Origin of the sequence: Mammaliicoccus sp. Dog046, assembly GCF_034039665.1 — a bacterium.
Taxonomy (GTDB): domain Bacteria; phylum Bacillota; class Bacilli; order Staphylococcales; family Staphylococcaceae; genus Mammaliicoccus.
On the sequence record NZ_CP120131.1, the window covers coordinates 1,806,170 to 1,824,018 of the forward strand.

Annotated in this window: 15 protein-coding genes; 4 read left to right on the top strand and 11 right to left on the bottom strand. The window is 31.5% G+C overall.

Annotated elements, in window-relative coordinates; all coding sequences use genetic code 11:
* Positions 1-70: 70 nt before the first annotated feature.
* The 3 genes from P3U32_RS08985 to P3U32_RS08995 all read right to left on the bottom strand — a co-directional run bounded on the left by P3U32_RS08985 (position 71) and on the right by P3U32_RS08995 (position 5,050).
* Positions 71-2,056, bottom strand: coding sequence for an acyltransferase family protein (locus tag P3U32_RS08985; RefSeq protein ID WP_323702801.1), 1,986 nt, complete (start codon positions 2,054-2,056; stop codon positions 71-73).
* A gap of 145 nt (positions 2,057-2,201) precedes the next feature.
* On the bottom strand, positions 2,202-3,365 hold the full coding sequence (locus tag P3U32_RS08990) for a glycosyltransferase (RefSeq protein WP_323702802.1): 1,164 nt from the start codon (positions 3,363-3,365) through the stop codon (positions 2,202-2,204).
* Positions 3,366-3,379: 14 nt separating this feature from the next.
* The gene (locus P3U32_RS08995; protein WP_323702803.1) at positions 3,380-5,050 is read right to left on the bottom strand and encodes a CDP-glycerol glycerophosphotransferase family protein; all 1,671 of its coding nucleotides are present in this window, start codon (positions 5,048-5,050) and stop codon (positions 3,380-3,382) included.
* Positions 5,051-5,351: 301 nt separating this feature from the next.
* Between P3U32_RS08995 and tagD the strand changes: the two genes are divergently transcribed.
* Both tagD and P3U32_RS09005 read left to right on the top strand, forming a co-directional pair.
* A complete protein-coding gene (gene tagD / locus P3U32_RS09000; RefSeq protein WP_323702804.1) occupies positions 5,352-5,744 on the top strand; it encodes a glycerol-3-phosphate cytidylyltransferase in 393 nt (130 codons plus the stop codon).
* Between the two features lie 331 nt (positions 5,745-6,075).
* Positions 6,076-6,960 carry a serine hydrolase domain-containing protein gene (locus P3U32_RS09005; protein ID WP_323702805.1) on the top strand — a complete coding sequence of 295 codons (885 nt, stop codon included), beginning with the start codon at positions 6,076-6,078 and terminating at the stop codon, positions 6,958-6,960.
* A 1,269-nt stretch (positions 6,961-8,229) separates the two neighbouring features.
* Here P3U32_RS09005 and P3U32_RS09010 read toward each other — a convergent pair.
* From P3U32_RS09010 to P3U32_RS09020, 3 genes are all read right to left on the bottom strand, one after another.
* Positions 8,230-9,282 carry a glycosyltransferase family 2 protein gene (locus tag P3U32_RS09010; RefSeq protein ID WP_323702806.1) on the bottom strand — a complete coding sequence of 351 codons (1,053 nt, stop codon included), beginning with the start codon at positions 9,280-9,282 and terminating at the stop codon, positions 8,230-8,232.
* Positions 9,282-10,340: a CDP-glycerol glycerophosphotransferase family protein gene (locus P3U32_RS09015; protein WP_323702808.1), complete on the bottom strand. Its 1,059-nt coding sequence runs from the start codon at positions 10,338-10,340 to the stop codon at positions 9,282-9,284. The genes P3U32_RS09010 and P3U32_RS09015 overlap by 1 nt, the downstream gene beginning before the upstream one ends.
* A gap of 82 nt (positions 10,341-10,422) precedes the next feature.
* A complete protein-coding gene (locus P3U32_RS09020; RefSeq protein ID WP_323702809.1) occupies positions 10,423-11,226 on the bottom strand; it encodes an ABC transporter permease in 804 nt (267 codons plus the stop codon).
* Between the two features lie 207 nt (positions 11,227-11,433).
* Between P3U32_RS09020 and tagH the strand changes: the two genes are divergently transcribed.
* Complete coding sequence (gene tagH / locus P3U32_RS09025; RefSeq protein WP_323702810.1) at positions 11,434-12,228, top strand: teichoic acids export ABC transporter ATP-binding subunit TagH; 795 nt, start codon at positions 11,434-11,436, stop codon at positions 12,226-12,228.
* A gap of 32 nt (positions 12,229-12,260) precedes the next feature.
* On the opposite strand, the gene P3U32_RS09030 is transcribed toward tagH, so the two are convergent.
* The 5 genes from P3U32_RS09030 to P3U32_RS09050 form a co-directional block, all read right to left on the bottom strand.
* Positions 12,261-12,512, bottom strand: a complete 252-nt coding sequence (locus P3U32_RS09030) for a hypothetical protein (RefSeq protein ID WP_323702811.1) — start codon at positions 12,510-12,512, stop codon at positions 12,261-12,263.
* Between the two features lie 8 nt (positions 12,513-12,520).
* Positions 12,521-12,877: a protein vraC gene (locus P3U32_RS09035; protein WP_323702812.1), complete on the bottom strand. Its 357-nt coding sequence runs from the start codon at positions 12,875-12,877 to the stop codon at positions 12,521-12,523.
* Entirely contained in the window at positions 12,834-13,988 is a 1,155-nt protein-coding gene (locus P3U32_RS09040) for a thiolase family protein (RefSeq protein ID WP_323702813.1), read from the bottom strand. Before P3U32_RS09040 ends, P3U32_RS09035 begins: the two co-directional genes overlap by 44 nt.
* Positions 13,970-15,343: an AMP-binding protein gene (locus tag P3U32_RS09045; RefSeq protein WP_323702814.1), complete on the bottom strand. Its 1,374-nt coding sequence runs from the start codon at positions 15,341-15,343 to the stop codon at positions 13,970-13,972. Before P3U32_RS09045 ends, P3U32_RS09040 begins: the two co-directional genes overlap by 19 nt.
* Positions 15,344-15,514: 171 nt before the next feature.
* Positions 15,515-16,363: a WecB/TagA/CpsF family glycosyltransferase gene (locus tag P3U32_RS09050; RefSeq protein WP_323702815.1), complete on the bottom strand. Its 849-nt coding sequence runs from the start codon at positions 16,361-16,363 to the stop codon at positions 15,515-15,517.
* 202 nt (positions 16,364-16,565) lie between these two features.
* Between P3U32_RS09050 and P3U32_RS09055 the strand changes: the two genes are divergently transcribed.
* Positions 16,566-17,849 (top strand): LCP family protein, encoded by a 1,284-nt coding sequence (locus tag P3U32_RS09055; protein ID WP_323702816.1) that lies wholly within the window; start codon positions 16,566-16,568, stop codon positions 17,847-17,849.

The window sequence follows — 17,849 nt, forward strand, 5'->3', positions numbered from 1 at the left end:
AGGAAGGGTTTACATACTTTTATTAAAGTTTACAATTGCTAAATAATTCAAAAAGAAAAAGAACTCAATATCAATTGAGTTCTTCAAAATATTTATCAATATCCTTTTTAATTTTAGGTCCTAATGTTTTTGAGAAGCTATTTGTAAGGTGACCTTTATCCATATATACAATGACATTTCCTACTACAGGAACAAACTTACCGTCTTTTTTAAAGTAATTTGTATAATCAACATAGTGTGTATCTTTTGGTTTTTTCTCTAATTGATCCCATTTTGAAGTTTCCGGTAACCTTGGTTTCGCATTCATTTTCTTTATCGTTTCTTCTTCACCAAACTTATCTAATGTTTCAGGAACATTAAATTGAAACCTTGGGTTATCTCTAATAGCAAAAATAGGTGTCTTCGTATTGGTGATATTATCGAATTGTTTAAGTTGTAATGGGTCAATTTGACCATTAATATCATTAGCCGAATCAGCAGTTGTTACAACTAAATCAATATCTTGCTTCTCTATTTCTTTAATGACATTCTTATTCCACTGTTCACAATCTTTGGCACTATCTTTCGTTTTTAATTCACAACCACTTTTCGTCATACTTAATATTCTATAATTACTATCTTTGGCTGCTGATTGTAAAGCACCTAACCAATGTTGCGCATGAGAACTTCCGACTAATGCAATCGTCTTATCATAATTCTTTTTATGTCCATATGTTCCGACAAGTACTTTAGATTCTCCAATTTTTTGGTGTACTTGATCTCTCGTTGAATCTGGAGACTCATTTCTTATTTCTGAGAATTCAGGTATTGCTTTAACACCTGTATTTACACTGACACCTTTTTCAGTTGCCATTGCACCTGGATAATCTTTACTTAATGCTGTTTTTTCCTTTTCAAATGGATTATTGAATAATATGAAGTATATCGATGCTAATGCAATTAGATTAATCAACAATCCTGTACCTAGTTTTTTGAAAGCTTTCTTATTAGAAGAAGCACTTCGAATTGGTGTCTCAATAAACTTAGTCATGATATAAGATAATAACCAAGATAGTAATATCATACCTACACCTAAAATAATACCTGGTCTACCATTATTATGATATTGCCAGAAGGATAATATCACCCAATGCCATAAATACAATCCAAATGATAATCCACCTAATTTAACCATAAGCTTTGAACCGAGTATCGATTTCACACCAAATTTTGTTTCATAATTTCCAGATAATAATATAAACACGGCACAAAGCATTGGCCATAGCGCGATATATCCTGGGAACATCGTTGATACATTGAAAATAATACCCGTCAGTATCAAGCCAGCTAAACCAATCCAACCAATGATACTCGCAATGAATTGGTTGATTTTTATTTTAGATAAATTCATTGCTAATAATCCACCTAATGAGAATTCCCACACGCGAGTAAATGTATGAAAATATGCCCACGGTTGATTTACATTTGTTAAATAAACAGAATATGTGAATGACGCGATAAATATACTAGCTAAACAAATATTGATTAGTTTAATCACATCTAACTTACTGTATTTCTTGAAAATCATAAAAATAAAAGCAAACAGTAAAAACCAAATGATATAGAACTGTCCTTGAATAGACATTGCCCAAAAATGTTCTATCGGTGTTTTCATTTGGTCTTTATTTAAATAGTCAGTACTTGAAAAAGCCAATTGCCAATTCTGATAATAAAATAAAGAAGCAATCGTTTCTTTAATCGTTTTACCTAAAATAGATTGTGGTAACCAAATAAAGCTTAATAAGACGGTTATAAATAAAACCGTTAATACTGAAGGGAATAATCGCTTGATCAAACCTTGAATATAAGGTAAGAACTTAAATTCACCTTCTCTATTGAATCTGGAAATAATAGAAGTTGTTATTAAAAATCCAGAAATAACGAAGAATACATCTACACCTCCGGAAACCTTGCCAAACCAAATATGATATATCGCAACTAATAATGCTGCAACTACTCTCAAGCCTTCTATTTCAGGTCTAAATTTCTTTTCTATATCTATTGTCTTCATCTGCATATGTAAAACTCCTTTTATTAATATACAAATGTAAGTATATAGTTCATATTTTTTATAAGAAAGTCATTATCGAATATTTACAATATTTTTACATTAAATTAAAATCCCTTAACAATTAAATTGTTAAGGGATTTTGCTAAGAATACTATTTGCTGATCTGAATGTCTTTTATAAATTGATCGTAAATAGCTGTATCTTCAAATTGTGTTGTTTTTTGTTGTGCATTTTTTATCATCGCTTGTATCTCGTTACTTTCGTAATGATCAATGATATATCCAAGATCATGAGCAAATTCTTCACTATTTTGTGGTTCTGCTAAAAAGCCATTTACTTTTTCATCAATTAAGTATTCTGGACCATAGCATCCTTTATAGCTCACAACGATACTATTTTGATACATAGCTTCTAATATAACTAAGCCAAAGCCTTCAATACGAGATGGGACGGCAGTTATTTTACTTGATGACAATACTTTAGATAAGTGATTTGTCGTTGGTTTCAATTGTATAATGTCATTAAGTTGATAGTGATTGATCAGTGAATTTAACGTCTCTTTTTCTTGTCCATCACCATATATATCTAACACATAATGTTTTTCTCTCATTTTATCCGCTATGATTTGAATACTTTCAATTAATAAATCAAAGCCTTTTTCTTTTTCAAATCGTCCTGCAGCGACAATTGTATTTTTCTTTTCAAGATTATATATCGTCTCTTTAATAATATTAGGCACTATAATCACTTTAGTTTGTGACAACTGTGCTTGATAATCTTGTTGATCCTCTTTAGTCAAAGTTGTAACTAGATCTAGTTTACTATATGCACTTAAAATATCTTGTTGATAGCGTTCATCGTGTGCTTTTAAATACATATGCTCCATGCCTATTTTGAAAATGTCTTTCTTCGCATAGTGAGCCACAAGTAAATTATAACTCGCACGGGTACCTACAATAATATCTGTATCCACTTCTTTAATTTTTTGTATAATCTTCTTTTCTATATAGCTTGAAAATTGATTCAACCCTGGTTCTGACGGATGTATATACTTTGGTTTAAGTAAAGGTGTGAATTTATTTATTCTATTGAACAGAATATGTTGTAAGCCTTTAATTGATTTTCCATACTCAATAATAGGTTCTATTTCTATATCTTCATGCAGATTAAAATAGGGTTGTTCACTCGCTTTAAAAACTGAAATAATCTTAACAGTGTGCCCTTTTTCTTTTAAAATATTGGCTAAATTAGAAATAGATTTCGTCGTTCCACCCATGTGATAAATATTATGAACTAAAAATGTAAATGACTTCACTTGCATCCCCTCTTTCAAATCATAGATTGCTCGATTAATTGTGTGATTGTTTCATATGAATGATTCGATTTATTTATAAAGGTATCATCTTGTTTATTATATTGCTTTTCATAAATAGCTGTAAACAAGGTTTCACTATCAAAATATTGATTTTGATTAATTGAGTCATATACTGTTCGATAAAGCCCTCTCTGTTCATTATACACTTCGAAATCTGGTGTATATAAATAAACGTGCTTATCTATTGTTAAGGCATCAAACACGGTTGATGAATAATCGCTAATTACAATATCAGCAACTAACAAAAGTTCTTGTGTATCAAATTGATTGATGTTTTGTTGTGAATTGGTTTGTTGAGACATATCCTCTTCATGAAGTTTATAAATAATATTATAATTGTCTTTAATTTCTTCTGGGAAATCTAATAAATAATGATCGCCTTCTATATCTCTCCATGTTGGAACATATAAAATGGTTTGTTTTTCATCGTCTAAATTCAAAGCTTGTTTTGTCTCATTGATTACAGTTTTATCATCGGCATGTTCTAACAAATACTGATTTCTAGGATAACCACAAGGTATGATTTTAGTTTCTTCCATTGGAAATGCTGATTGAAATTGTGAATTGATTGTTTCAACATCCGTTATAAAATAATCTTGTTTTTTTAATTTATTATATTTACGCGCTCTATAATTATAAATACTTCCATTCTGCTTTGGTTCTTTACTATCTAAAAATAACTGCTTCATTGGTGTGCCGTGCCATAATTGAATGATCGTACCATTCGGTTGTAAATGATCAGGCAAATAACTTTCTAGAACAACGACACCTGCTTGTTCAATGATTGATTGCGTATCTATATCATTTGGTTTAATAAAATGATTACCCGTTTTTTCTTCAGTGACAAAATAAACGGTATATTTCGGATATTGTTTAGTTATATATTCAAATAAATATTTGGAATTTCCTCTATAACCATAATCAAATCCTAAAAATACAATGTAAGGTTTTACTTGTTCTTGTTTCTTTTCATAAATATTAATGGACTGCATTTGATGATTTAGCGTCTTTTTATAAAGTTGTTGATATGTGCGATTTGGTAATTTAAATTTTGTTTTAAATAGAATCTTGTCTAAAGTTCGCGCATATGGCGGTAAACTTACTTCTTTCGTACGATAAATTGGCTGATACCCGTTTAGCACAGCTAATTTATTTAATTGAAATTTCGTTTCATTATCTTGAATGTTTGTTTTCGTCGCTAATAACACCATTTCACTTGGTGCGTATTTCTTCTGAAAATCAAACACGACATGTGTATCAATTTTTATATCTTTAAGATGAAGTAGCGCATTCAAGGTAATATCAAATGTGTTTTCCCATTTGAATTTTGATACTAGCCACTTCAAATCTTCAATTTCAAAAATGATATTTGGTTGTAATGTGATGTTGTTAAACCAATCTTTAATATTGATAAAAGTTTGGCCCATATATTTACTATCGTTCGTATAATAACCTTCATTTGTATAATCAACAACATACGAACTCTGATCCAACTCTAATCGTGCTATTACATTTTCTTTCACTTCTGTATATTGATCTTTCAATATTATATGACTCGCTTCTATATTAGAATTAAGTATCGATTCTAAATTTGGTTGCGCATGAATATCTATAATTTTTATCATTCTACACCTCGTACAGACTTATCTCATGGTATAAGTCTTCAATTTATTGTAAATAAATGTTTTACAATACTTTTTTTTATAATTCCCTTTTTTCTACTGTTCTAACTTTTTAACATTCTCATGTTAATTTGAACCGATATTGATTTTATCTTATATGAAGTTATCGAATCAAGAATAATATACCCATTTAATGAATTGTAAAATAAAAAATTAACATTTACTTTACATTATAAGCAAACAGTTTACATTATTACCTTTATATATTAAGCTTATGTTGTATCGAAAAAGATGGGGTGAAAAAATGCGTAGAGTAATTACTTATGGAACTTATGATTTATTACATTACGGCCATATCGAGCTGTTAAGAAGAGCTAAGCAAAATGGTGACTATTTAATTGTTGCTTTATCGACAGATGAATTTAATAAGTTGAAAAATAAAAAATCATATTACAATTATGAACAAAGAAAAATGATGCTTGAATCTATTAGATATGTTGACCTTGTAATTCCTGAGAACAATTGGGAACAAAAAACAGATGATGTTTTAAATTACAAAGTAGACACTTTCTTAATGGGTCATGATTGGGAAGGCGAATTTGACTTCCTTAAAGAACATTGTGAAGTCATTTATCTTAAAAGAACTGAAGGTATCTCAACTACTCAAATTAAAAAAGAATTATACGGTAACGAATAGAACACTTAATTGTGTTCTTTTTTTCGCATACAAATGTAAATATTTAACATAATTGTATTTATAAAGTAAATAAACATCAGGAGTGACAAATGAAAAAATTACTTTTACTTACATTCATTTTATTTATCATTGGTTGTATTTTCTTAAGTATGCGTATATTTATATTCAATGATAATCAAAATCAGTATACACATCCAAAAAATACACCTAATAAAAACATTTCAAAGCAACAACAACTATCCACTCAAAAAAAGGTTGATAACATAGACAACTATTTAAAAAGCATTTATTTTACTGGGAATATTACAGTATATGAAAAAATAAACGAATTATGGATAGAGCTTATGGTTATAGAAACTATGAACTTGGCATTAAGCACGATTCGGAATCCATGTATTTGCTTGGATCTGCGAATAAATTTGTGACAGGTATGATTATTAAACAGCTTGAAGAAGAAGGAAAAATCCACTTAGATGACAATGTAAATCGTTATATACCCCTATTCCATCTTCAACAGAACTATCCAATTACAGTACGTGATTTAGTCTTACATACAAGCGGATTACCTAAACTGAAAGCTAATCCCCTTACGCACGGTCTAGATAGCGCTATTGAAGATATTAAAGCAAAGGACTTTGACCCTTACACGTATCATCTATACAACTATAATGATGTGAACTATATTGTATTAGCTAAGATAATTGAAAATGTCACCCACCAACCCTTTCAAAAAAGTTTAGATAAATATATTATTCAGAAACTCAATTTGAAACATACATCTTTATTTGACTCAACTCAGCATCATACTTTGTTTGTAAAAGGTTATGAACTTAAAAATAATCAAGTGACATACACGCCAACACGCTATTTAGACAAATATTATGGTGCAGGCAATGTTTATATTTCGACTAATGATATGGCTAAAATCGTTTTAAATTTCAAAAATGGACATTTATTAAATAAAAACTCTACACAAAATTTATTAGCGCCCGCTAAATTCAACCTGTACCCTGGAACATATCGATACGGATTTTATAATTATCCAAAACATCAAAGATATAGAGGGCTCTTCTACAAAAATGACTTCGTAACCTATTCCAATAAAAATTACGTTGTTTCAATTGCTAGCAATAAATTACCTCAACCTTATGATGGTCAATTAGAAAAACATTTAAAACACATTTTCACAAAAATATTAAACCAAAAATTATCTTAGATATAACAAAGGTGCAGAATGGGAGCGGGACAGAAATCTTATTAATATAAAAAAGATTTCGTAGTCCCGCCCCGGCAAGGATGACTAGAGTTGAAAAAAGTTTGATACAAGCGCATTTTCAACTCAGTCATCTACTGCCGAGATACCAAAAGATCCTGAGACATTATATTATGTCCCAGGATTATTTTTTTGCGCATGCTTTCCGCGGGCACCGCGGGAGTCAGCGCAATAAATGCTTGTGATAATACGCTAACGAGATAGTTCTGGGAAACAATCCTGTTAGAAATTCTAACGAGATAGAAAGTGGAAACAATCTCGTTAGCGGTTCAATTTGCGATTTTAGTGTGTAAAAAACGACAAAATACATCCAAATAGCGCTCTAACGAGATAGTTCTGGGAAACAATCCTGTTAGATATTCTAACGAGATAGAAAGTAAAAACAATCTCGTTAACGGTTCAATTTGCGATTTTCGTGTGTAAAAAACAAAAAAATACATCCAAATAGCGCTCTAACGTGATAGTTCTAGGAAACAATCCTGTTAGATATTCTAACGAGATAGAAAGTAAAAACAATCTCGTTAGCCATGCTCAATGTTGCATGTCGACCTCCACTTGCAATGTTCAACGCTCCAATGTTGCATGTCGACCTCCACTTGCAATGTTCAACGCTCCAATGTTGCTTGTCGACCTCCACTTGCAATATTCAGAGCCTCAATGTTGCATGTCGACCTCCACTTGCAATGTTCAGCGCCTCAATGTTGCATGTCGACCTCCACTTGCAATGTTCAACGCTCCAATGTTGCATGTCGACCTCCACTTGCAATGTTCAACGCTCCAATGTTGCTTGTCGACCTCCACTTGCAATATTCAGAGCCTCAATGTTGCATGTCGACCTCCACTTGCAATGTTCAACGCTCCAATGTTGCTTGTCAGCCTTCACTTGCAATGTTCAGCGTCCCAATGTTGCTTGTCATCCTCCACTTGCAATATTCAACGCTTCAATGTTGCTTGTCGACCTCCACTTGCAATATTCAACGCTCCAATGTTGCTTGTCAGCCTCCACTTGCAATATTCAGCGCTCCAATGTTGCTTGTCGAAAGTTAAAAGAGGCTGGGACATAATATATGTCTCAGCCTCTTTGAGTACCTTGGCAGTAGATGACTGAGTTGAAAATGCGCTTGTATCAATCTTTTTTCAACTCTAGTCATCTTTGCCGGGGCGGGACTACGAAATCTTTTTTTATAAATTAGATTTCTGTCCCGCTCCCTTTTAATGTGATATTTTTTTACTTTTATTTCTAACACTTCGTAAGTTCATTTTAGTTATAAGTTTGATTCGTTTCATTTTATAATGTCTAAATGTTTTCTTATCTGTATTTTCATTTATTTGTGTTGCTACTTGAACATATGATTGATAATTTTTTGTTGTAGCTATCGTCAATATTAATGATTTTAATTCTTTCACATGTTTAGTGTCTATATGCTCGATAACCTCAAAATATGATATTGCTGCATTTAATAATTGGTCAATATCTTCGACTTTCATAAAATTATTACGAATTAGGAAGTAAATGATTAAATAGTCCATTCTATAGCTATAATAATTTCCTACTTTTTCTTTTAATTCGTTTAAAATTATTAATGACTGTTTTCTCACTTCTGTTGCATCGTTCAAATATTTTTCAATGTTTTTATAACTCGTAGCAATGATGGAGTCTTCAACACCAATATTATAAAGATACGATACGTGATCAATAACTGTGATTTTACTTTTCGCCCAAGCTTTTAAATTAAATGTATGTTCTTCACAGAATGTAATGCCTTCATCAAATTTAATATCTGATAATATTTCACGTTTATATAATTTACCGTATGGACCAATGGATTGAATGACTTCAGGTGTACGATTTAACGTCGTTCTTTCAACTGGTTTCAAATCATTATATGTTTGAATTGTTCTAACTTCGTCGCCAATTAAATGTGCTACTTTACCAACGACTATATCAGTATTATGTAATTTAATCGTATCTACCATTTGATCAATGACATCTGCACCAAGTTTATCATCTGCATCACAGAACATGATATACTTTCCTTTAGCGATACGTATGCCTTCATTTCGTGTTGCTGCGGCACCTTGGTTTTCATTATTAACTAATACGATATTTGGATTATCGATATTACTAATCACATCTGCACTGTTATCAGCAGACCCGTCATTGATACAAATGATTTCATGTGCATACTTACTCTTAATAGATTGTATCGTTTCTTCTATCGTCTTCTCCGCATTATAAACCGGTATAATAACACTAACTTCCATTAGTTATTCTCCTTTTTAATAAAATCAATTAGTTTTTCTGTTGCATTAAATGTCGTATATTGATGCCACATTGGCTTAATTTGATCATTCAATTCCGCTTCATTCACTAAGTTATATAAAGCATCTAAATTAAATGCTTTATTCACTTTCGTCATTTCATAATAATACGTATTTAAACCACGCATTTCATTATATTTTTCTTCATCATAGCAATAAAATATTATAGGCTTATCTAATATTGACGCCTCTATACTTAACGAGCTATAGTCCGTTATAATCACATCTGCCATTTCAACGAGTGTTTGTATATCTCTAGAATCAGATTCTGAATGATTAATACTTGGATGTAGCTTAGTAATTAAATTATATTCTGGGCAATTTTGTTCGAATGCTTTTTGATCAATTGTATGAATCTCATTCGTATAATCTCTGTACGTCGGTACATATAATGCGATTTTCTTACCTGTTTGATTAGATTGCGTATGTTCTGCGTATTTATCTAAACGAGGTAACCCAATAGGCAATATTTGATCTTCTTTAGCATCTAAACTATCTATAAATATTTGTTTCATAATATCTGAACTTACTAAATAGTAATCCGTAAAATGATATACAGATAAATAATTATTAATGAGTTGTTCATTGGATTGATCAATACTATTATCTTCAAGACCAAATTTTTTCAAAGCACCTGCAGCATGCCATGTTTGAATAACAGTTTGATTATTGTGCTTACTGATACTCCCTAATAATAAATAATATGTATCAATTATGACTGTTTTACTTGTCTTAATTGCTTTTAATTGTTGAAAGACATATTTATTTCTTAGATTAATTACACGATCAACGTTCAGCGATTTCGCGTATTCAATCCATTTTGGATGAGCAATAATCGTAATTTGAAATTTTTCTTTCTTTAAAGCTTCAATGATTGGGCTAATATCTTCTTTAAAAGTCATAAACACAACGACATGATTATCATTAATATTATGTTTGAAACATGTATCAAACACTTTAATTCCTGTTAGATACATTTGCTTAACTATATTTCTAATCACTTTGACACTTCCTAACATTCTCTTAATCTTTATAAAATAAGGCTGGGACATAAATGCCTCAGCCTCTTTAGTTATTTAAATTTTAAATGAAATCAGCAAATCTTTGTCTGAATTTAACATGTAGAATTGAACCTACTACAAAGAATAATAACGTCACGCAAACATTATATAATGCTAATTGCCAATGATCTATGATATACCAATTATTATATAAAATTGCAGCTCTATATCCTTCTGCAAAGAAGAAGACTGGATTTAATTTCATAATCATTTCTACAACAGATCCCTTGTCTGGAATCCATAAGATTGGTGATAAATAGAATAACATTCTTAACAATGCTTGCATCGCCATTTGCGTATCTCGAATGAGCACGCCAAGTGTTGATGTTAATAATGAAACTGAAAATGCAAATATATAAACGAACGGCATTAATATGATTAATTGTATAACATAAATTGATGGTACGATACCTGATGCCATACATATAAGCATAATCACGATCACTAATATAATATGGCCATAAAATCTACTTGTTAAAATATAAGCTGGTATTGCGGACAACGGGAAGTTCATCTTGGCTACTTGATTAAATCTTGAACCAATCGATTTCGTTCCTTCAAGTACACCTTGGTTCACAAAGAACCACATACTAATTCCGACTAACAAATATAAAATAAATGGTACGCCATCTATTGGAGCATTTTGTCTAATACCAAATCCAAAGGCAAACCAATATACAAAGATTTGTAAAATAGGATTAATAAGTTCCCACGCTAGCCCAAGATAATTATCATGGTTAGATATTTTCAACTGGAACTGTGCCAACCTTTGTATTAAATAAAAGTTTTTTAAGTGCTCTTTAATCACTGTAAATACAGCATGCATGAATATCACTCTCTCGCTTCGACATTTATTACTCATTCAATAATATAGCATCATTTCACATAAGATGATATATTTATCTTTAGGTAAATCTGATAATTATAGAACATATTTAATTTACATGATTCCAACAAAATTTACAATAAATTTACTAAACTCTCAAAATAATGCATAATAGACTTGTTAATAATTATAAGGAATGAAGTACATATGAATGAATCAGTAGTCATTAAAAATTTAACAAAAGAATATAAAATTTTCCGTAACAATAAAGAACGATTGAAGGACGTATTCCTCCCTCGCCATAAATCTAAACGATTTCACGCACTTCAAGATATTTCATTCACTGCTTATGAAGGTGATATTATCGGATTAGTTGGCATCAATGGTTCTGGTAAATCAACATTAAGTAATATTATCGGGGGATCTTTACAACCATCAAGTGGCGTTATTGAGCGTAATGGTGATGTGAATGTGATTGCCATTAATTCCGGCTTAAACACGCAATTAAATGGTGTAGATAATATAGAATATAAAATGTTGTTATTAGGATTTACAAAGAAGGAAATTAAAGAACTTACACCTGAGATTATTGAATTCTCAGAGTTAGGTGAATTTATTTACCAACCTGTTAAAAAATATTCTAGTGGTATGAAATCCAAATTAGGTTTTGCTATCAATGTTACCGTTAATCCAGACATCCTTGTTATTGATGAGGCATTATCTGTTGGTGACCAAACATTCACAAAGAAAAGTTTAGATAAAATGAATCAATTTAAAGAAGATGGTAAAACTATTTTCTTCGTCAGCCATAATATTGGACAAGTGAAAGACTTTTGTTCTAAAATCGCTTGGATTGAAGGCGGTCAATTAAAAGAATTCGGTACGACAGAAGAAGTCTTACCAAAATATCAAGATTTCTTGAAAACATTTAATAAAAAATCTGTAGATGAGAAAAAATCATTTAAAGATGAACTAGATGCAACACGATTCTTTGTTAAATAATTATTAAAAAGCGTAGTGATGAAATATCATCACTACGCTTTTTTGATTGTTATTTTAAGTTCCCCATATTCATTTACACATTTAATGTGATCTTTTTGTATATCCTTAAACAGTTTTTCTCCCATATAAATAGATTTTTTATATTGAATTGTATACGATGGCCATTCGATTCCTAATAACAACCATTCACATACAAGTTGACCTGGTACTACCTCATCGTGTACAGGATTTTGATCATTGATTAAGTTCAAATAGTTATGTACATATTCGCTATTAAATATCATTTCATCACTCACTGTTCTATAAATATTTGTTTTATTTCAATATATTGTTCACCTTCTTTTGAAATTGTTAAAGTAAATTGATGTACTCGAAATTGTTTAATTTGTTTCGTGTAGTTATGTATTAAAGTAGCTTTATATTTTGTATCTATTTTGAGCTTTTTAATGCGACGAATATTTGATTCTTTTAACAATACTTTACGGTGAATAAATGGTTTAAATAATTCGAATGATGGCCATACTTTAGCAATATAAAGATCAGGAACGTCATCTGTATTTAAATTTAGCAATGTTTTATATGCTTGTATTTCTTTTTTCGTAAATTCAATGTGCTTTGTCTCTATGCCATCTTCTAAAGAGTGCTGCATGTCCCATTCCACCTCCGATTCCCATAGTTACGATTCCATTGTTTATCTCTTCCATATGAAATAGTCGTGTCACGAGCTGTGCACCACTTGCACCATATGGATGACCGATAGCTATTGCACCACCATATTTATTAAATTTCTCATCTGGCATATTTAATTGTTTCTTACTAGCGAGAACTTGTGAACTAAATGCTTCATTAAATTCAATCGCATCTATATCTTCAATCGTCATTTTATTTTTGTTTAATAATTGTGAAACAGCTGGCACTGGTCCTACACCCAATATATTAGGGTCTACACCTTTTACGACACTATCAACAAATGTTATTCCTGTTTGATACCCTAAAGAAATCGCCTTTTCTTTACTCATAACGAGTAGTAAAACTGCACCATCATTTTTCATACAGCTATTGCCTACAGTTACAGTACCCTCCTTTATAAGTGGTTTAAACCGAGATAAAGTATTTAAATTTAATCTTGGTTTTACACTTTCATCGTTGCTAATCCATTCATTTCTCACTTTAATAGGCAATATTTCGCGTGATAAAAATCCATTATTTAATGCATTGAAGGTCTTTTGGTGACTAAAATATGCATATTCATCTTGTTCTTCTCTTGTAACATGGTAAACTTGAGCGACATTTTCAGCCGCTTCTATCATGGACGGATCTTCCCCTTCAGGCGCAAATGGTGCTCTTTCGAAGAACTCAGGTGTATCTGAGGGATATAATGATTGTGGTCGTTTCATCTTCCACGGTGCACGACTCGTACTTTCTACGCCACCTGCGATATAAACATCTCCAGCTCCTGCTTGAACCATTCTACATGCATATGTAACTGCTTCTAATCCTGAACCACATTGTCTATCAATGGTTACTCCTGGTATTGACTGAGGTAATGATGCTTCTAGTAATGATTTTCTAGCTATGTTACCTCCATTGCCAATAACATTGCCTAACACAACCTCTTGCATATTCTGTAGTGCATCTGTATGTTCTTCTTTAAAATATTCAAATAGTGGTTTTAATAACATCTCAGGTTCCAAATGTTTAAACACACCTCCATATTTTCCAAAAGCTGTTCTTTTAGCTGCTACAATAATTGCTTCCATTCTTTACCTCCATTCTGATACGCACACTTCATTTTGTATCTTGAAATTTTACCGCTTTCTGTATAGTTCATTTTTCTAACACGCGTTAATTTAGAAGGTATTTCATATCGACTTAATCCTTTACTCAACAACAACTTTCTTAAATCTTTATATTTGATTTCGACATCCCCTCTATAGATTAATACAGCGATTTCTCCAAATTGATGATGATCTTCACCAATAACAATCGCTTCGAACACGTCATCAATACTAAGTACAGATTGTTCGATGACTTCTGGGTAAATATTTTTACCGCCGATAATTAAACGCTCACTATCTCTACCATATAAACGCAATTCTTGTTGTTCATTAATCGATGCCCAGTCACCTACTTCTATCCATGAATGATCATTGTCGCTATTTAAATATCCACTAAAAATCATGTCACTACTCACAAACAATTTCCCAATTTGATCAGTACCTTTATTTTCTAGCTTTATTTTCACACTTGGAAATAAATATCCAACTGTATCTATAGGTGCTTTACCATTTAAGTTATAACTAATAAAACTCGCTTCTGAACTTCCAAAGAATTCAATGATGTCTATGAGTGGATATTTCGTTTTTAATTTTTCAAATATTGCCCTAGGTAACTTCGCACCTGATGAGTACATACTGGATAAATTCTTTAAATTTACACCTTCATTTAATATGCTATAAATCATTGTAGGTACAACAAACAATGTTTTATTTTGCTCTAAACGATTCAACTCTTGAACTAACTTTTGAGCATTAAAAGAATATTGGCCATAAAAACATTTTCCTCGGCATAACGCATAAATCATCACATAAAGAGATAAAGAGTGTGAATGCGGTCCAGGAGCAGCATATACTTTAATGTTTTCGTTCATAAATGCATCATTATATTGAAAAGACTTCATCCATGACATGTGACTACGTACATACGCTTTAGGCATACCTGTTGTTCCAGAAGTAAATCCTATATGTAAAGTATCGTGTGGCAATGATTGTACCTCCACCTTCTCCATTACTATGATTTGTTCAGTTTTATCAATGTAGATAGGAATGTGATTAATCGTTAGTACATCACGGATATGATTATCTTCCCGAGATGCATCGATCACACATGGAATTTGATGATTGATTAATGCTCCGATATACCACTTTATAAACTGAATCGGATGCTTTATCGCGATTCCAATTTTCGTTCCCTCATCATGACAGCTCAATTGCTCTGAACATTCATGACTTTTTTGCCATAACTCTTGATATGTTATCTCTTGTCCGTCAGCATAAACCGCAATTTCGGCTTTATTTTGTTCTACTTGTTGTTTGATTAAATCTAGAATTGTCACAATGCCCCTCCAATCGTTAATCAAATTATATCATTAGTTAACAATAGTCATAAAGAAAAGGGAGCGGGACAGAAATCTAATTTATAAAAAAGATTTCGTAGTCCCGCCCCGGCAAGGATGTCTATATACTAAAAAAGCTGAGACATTATTTCAGTCTCAGCTTTATCTGTATTATCTATTCTTCATATAGTCATATTTATTTTTCTTAGGTGTGATTGTTTTTTGAAATTGTACTTCTTTCAAGAATAATGGAATTTTTAGTGCGCGATTCACACGTTGTAAATCAGTACCGATTCTATACAACCACTCAAGGTTCATTTTAATAAAGAATTTTGGAGCACGTTTCACATTTCCGCTTATTACATCAAAAGAACCACCCACACCCATTAATACAGTGTGTTTAAAGTGACTTCTATTGTAGTAAATCCAATCTTCTTGTTTAGGGAACCCCATAGCAACAAAGATAAAATCAGGTTCAAATTGTTTGATTTTTTTCGTTACTTTATAATCTAATACATGTTTATAACCATGCTTATGATCAAATGTAACGTTTGGATAATGTTCTTCTAAAATTTTACGTGTTTCCTTAACGCCTTCCTTAGATGAACCTAATAAGAATACACGCTTACTGCTTGCATTCGCAATATTAAGCATTTCTTCCATTAATTCTATACCAGGTACACGTTCTTTTAATGGTGTTTTTAAATATTTCGCTGCTTTAACAATACCTATTCCGTCAGGTACGATATAATCTGCATGTTTAATTCTTCTTTGATAATGATTGTTATGATATGCGTAATGTGCAATTTCAGGATTCGCTGTTACGATAAATAAATTATCCACAGTTTCCTGGTTTACAAAATATTTCACACGCTCAACCATTTCATTAGCCGTTAGGTTTGCAAATGGCAAACCTAGAACGTTAATTGTTTGTGGTTTAATTACATCATAGGAAGGTTCCTGACTTACTTTAATCTGTTCTCTTACTCTACTTAAATCTTTTTCTAGTACTTTTGCCATTTGTCTCACCTCTCTTATACTTCACTATAATTTACACCATTTCTATATAATTTACAACAAATTTACATTAGGACTTTAGACTGAGATACACATAATTCATTTAATTTGTTGAATTTTACTTGTATAATCATATATGATGTATAATATGCAAAAAAGTAGAATTTAAAATCACAATACGATATAGAAGGGTAAATACAAAATTATGAAGAAATTTTCAAAGATAGGTTTACTACTACTGTCAATCGTTCTTATGATTCTTCCTGTAGTATTTGGATTAATGCTTTATCTTGAAACAAAAGGTGCAATTAAAGACTCTTTTCTTGATTCAAATAAAAGCAAATCATCTTTACGAGATAAACCAGTAGATCCAAGTTTAAATCACGTTTCTGTACTATTTCTCGGCGTAGATGATAGTAATTCAAGACGTGAAGGTGGACAAAAGGCAAGTCAATCACGAACAGACGCAATGATTTATACAACTTTTAATAAAGATAAAAAACAAATCCGCATGGTCAGCATTCCGCGTGACACGTTAAGTTATATTCCAGCAGTTAAATACTACGACAAAATAACACACGCACATGCAATTGACGGTCCTAAAGGTTCAATGGAAAGTGTCGAATCTACATTAAATGTTCCAGTTGATTTTTATGCAAGAATTAATATGGAAGCTTTCGTTGAAGTTGTAGACGAACTTGGTGGTATTGAATATGATGTTCCATTTAATTTAAATGAACCGAACACTGAGGACAAAGGTAGAATCAAAGTTAAAAAAGGTAAACAAACATTAACAGGTGACGAAGCACTTGCAGTCGTTCGATCAAGAAAACAAGATTCAGATTTAGAACGCGGTAAACGTCAAATGGAAATGATAAGAGCCATTATAAGAAAAGCGCAAGAAACGAATTCAATCAATAAATTAGATGATTTAGTTAAGATCGTTGGTAAAAACGCTAAACATAATTTAACATTCGAAAATATTCAAACATTAGCAACAACATATTCATCAAGTAAAGTTAAAATTAAAACAGAACAAATTAGTGGTACAGATGCTAATTTCAATGGTGTTTACTTCTTCAATCCTGATTTAGATAACTTATTACAAGTATCAAACACATTAAGAAAAGACTTAAAACTACCAAAAACGAAAAAATCACAAATGATGAACTACATGATGTTACGTGAATATGGTGATTTAGTACCTTATATCGAAGTATCAAAGAAAAGCTTAAATAAAGGCCAATCTAATACTAATGAAATCGATACAACTGAGACAGTAGAACCTGCTGTGCAGCCTGATACTGAAGAATCTTCACAACAAGCACCAGTTGAACAACCTCAACAACAACCGGTAGAACAAGCACCATCAGAAGAAGCACCTACGCAAGAAGCACCAGCACAGCAACCAGCAGCACAAGAACAACCAGCGCAAGATAATCAAGCAGTTGATCCAAATGCACAACAACCTGGTTCAGATGTATACTAG

Excerpts from the sequence above, each read along its gene's own strand:
- P3U32_RS09035 (WP_323702812.1), bottom strand. The coding sequence starts at position 12,877 with ATGCAGCACTCTTTAGAAGATGGCATAGAGACAAAGCACATTGAATTT.
- P3U32_RS09055 (WP_323702816.1), top strand. The coding sequence starts at position 16,566 with ATGAAGAAATTTTCAAAGATAGGTTTACTACTACTGTCAATCGTTCTT.
- tagD (WP_323702804.1), top strand. The coding sequence starts at position 5,352 with ATGCGTAGAGTAATTACTTATGGAACTTATGATTTATTACATTACGGC.
- P3U32_RS08995 (WP_323702803.1), bottom strand. The coding sequence starts at position 5,050 with ATGATAAAAATTATAGATATTCATGCGCAACCAAATTTAGAATCGATA.
- P3U32_RS08985 (WP_323702801.1), bottom strand. The coding sequence starts at position 2,056 with ATGCAGATGAAGACAATAGATATAGAAAAGAAATTTAGACCTGAAATA.
- P3U32_RS09050 (WP_323702815.1), bottom strand. The coding sequence starts at position 16,363 with ATGGCAAAAGTACTAGAAAAAGATTTAAGTAGAGTAAGAGAACAGATT.
- tagH (WP_323702810.1), top strand. The coding sequence starts at position 11,434 with ATGAATGAATCAGTAGTCATTAAAAATTTAACAAAAGAATATAAAATT.
- P3U32_RS09040 (WP_323702813.1), bottom strand. The coding sequence starts at position 13,988 with ATGGAAGCAATTATTGTAGCAGCTAAAAGAACAGCTTTTGGAAAATAT.
- P3U32_RS09005 (WP_323702805.1), top strand. The coding sequence starts at position 6,076 with ATGGATAGAGCTTATGGTTATAGAAACTATGAACTTGGCATTAAGCAC.
- P3U32_RS09010 (WP_323702806.1), bottom strand. The coding sequence starts at position 9,282 with ATGGAAGTTAGTGTTATTATACCGGTTTATAATGCGGAGAAGACGATA.
- P3U32_RS09020 (WP_323702809.1), bottom strand. The coding sequence starts at position 11,226 with ATGCATGCTGTATTTACAGTGATTAAAGAGCACTTAAAAAACTTTTAT.
- P3U32_RS09030 (WP_323702811.1), bottom strand. The coding sequence starts at position 12,512 with ATGATATTTAATAGCGAATATGTACATAACTATTTGAACTTAATCAAT.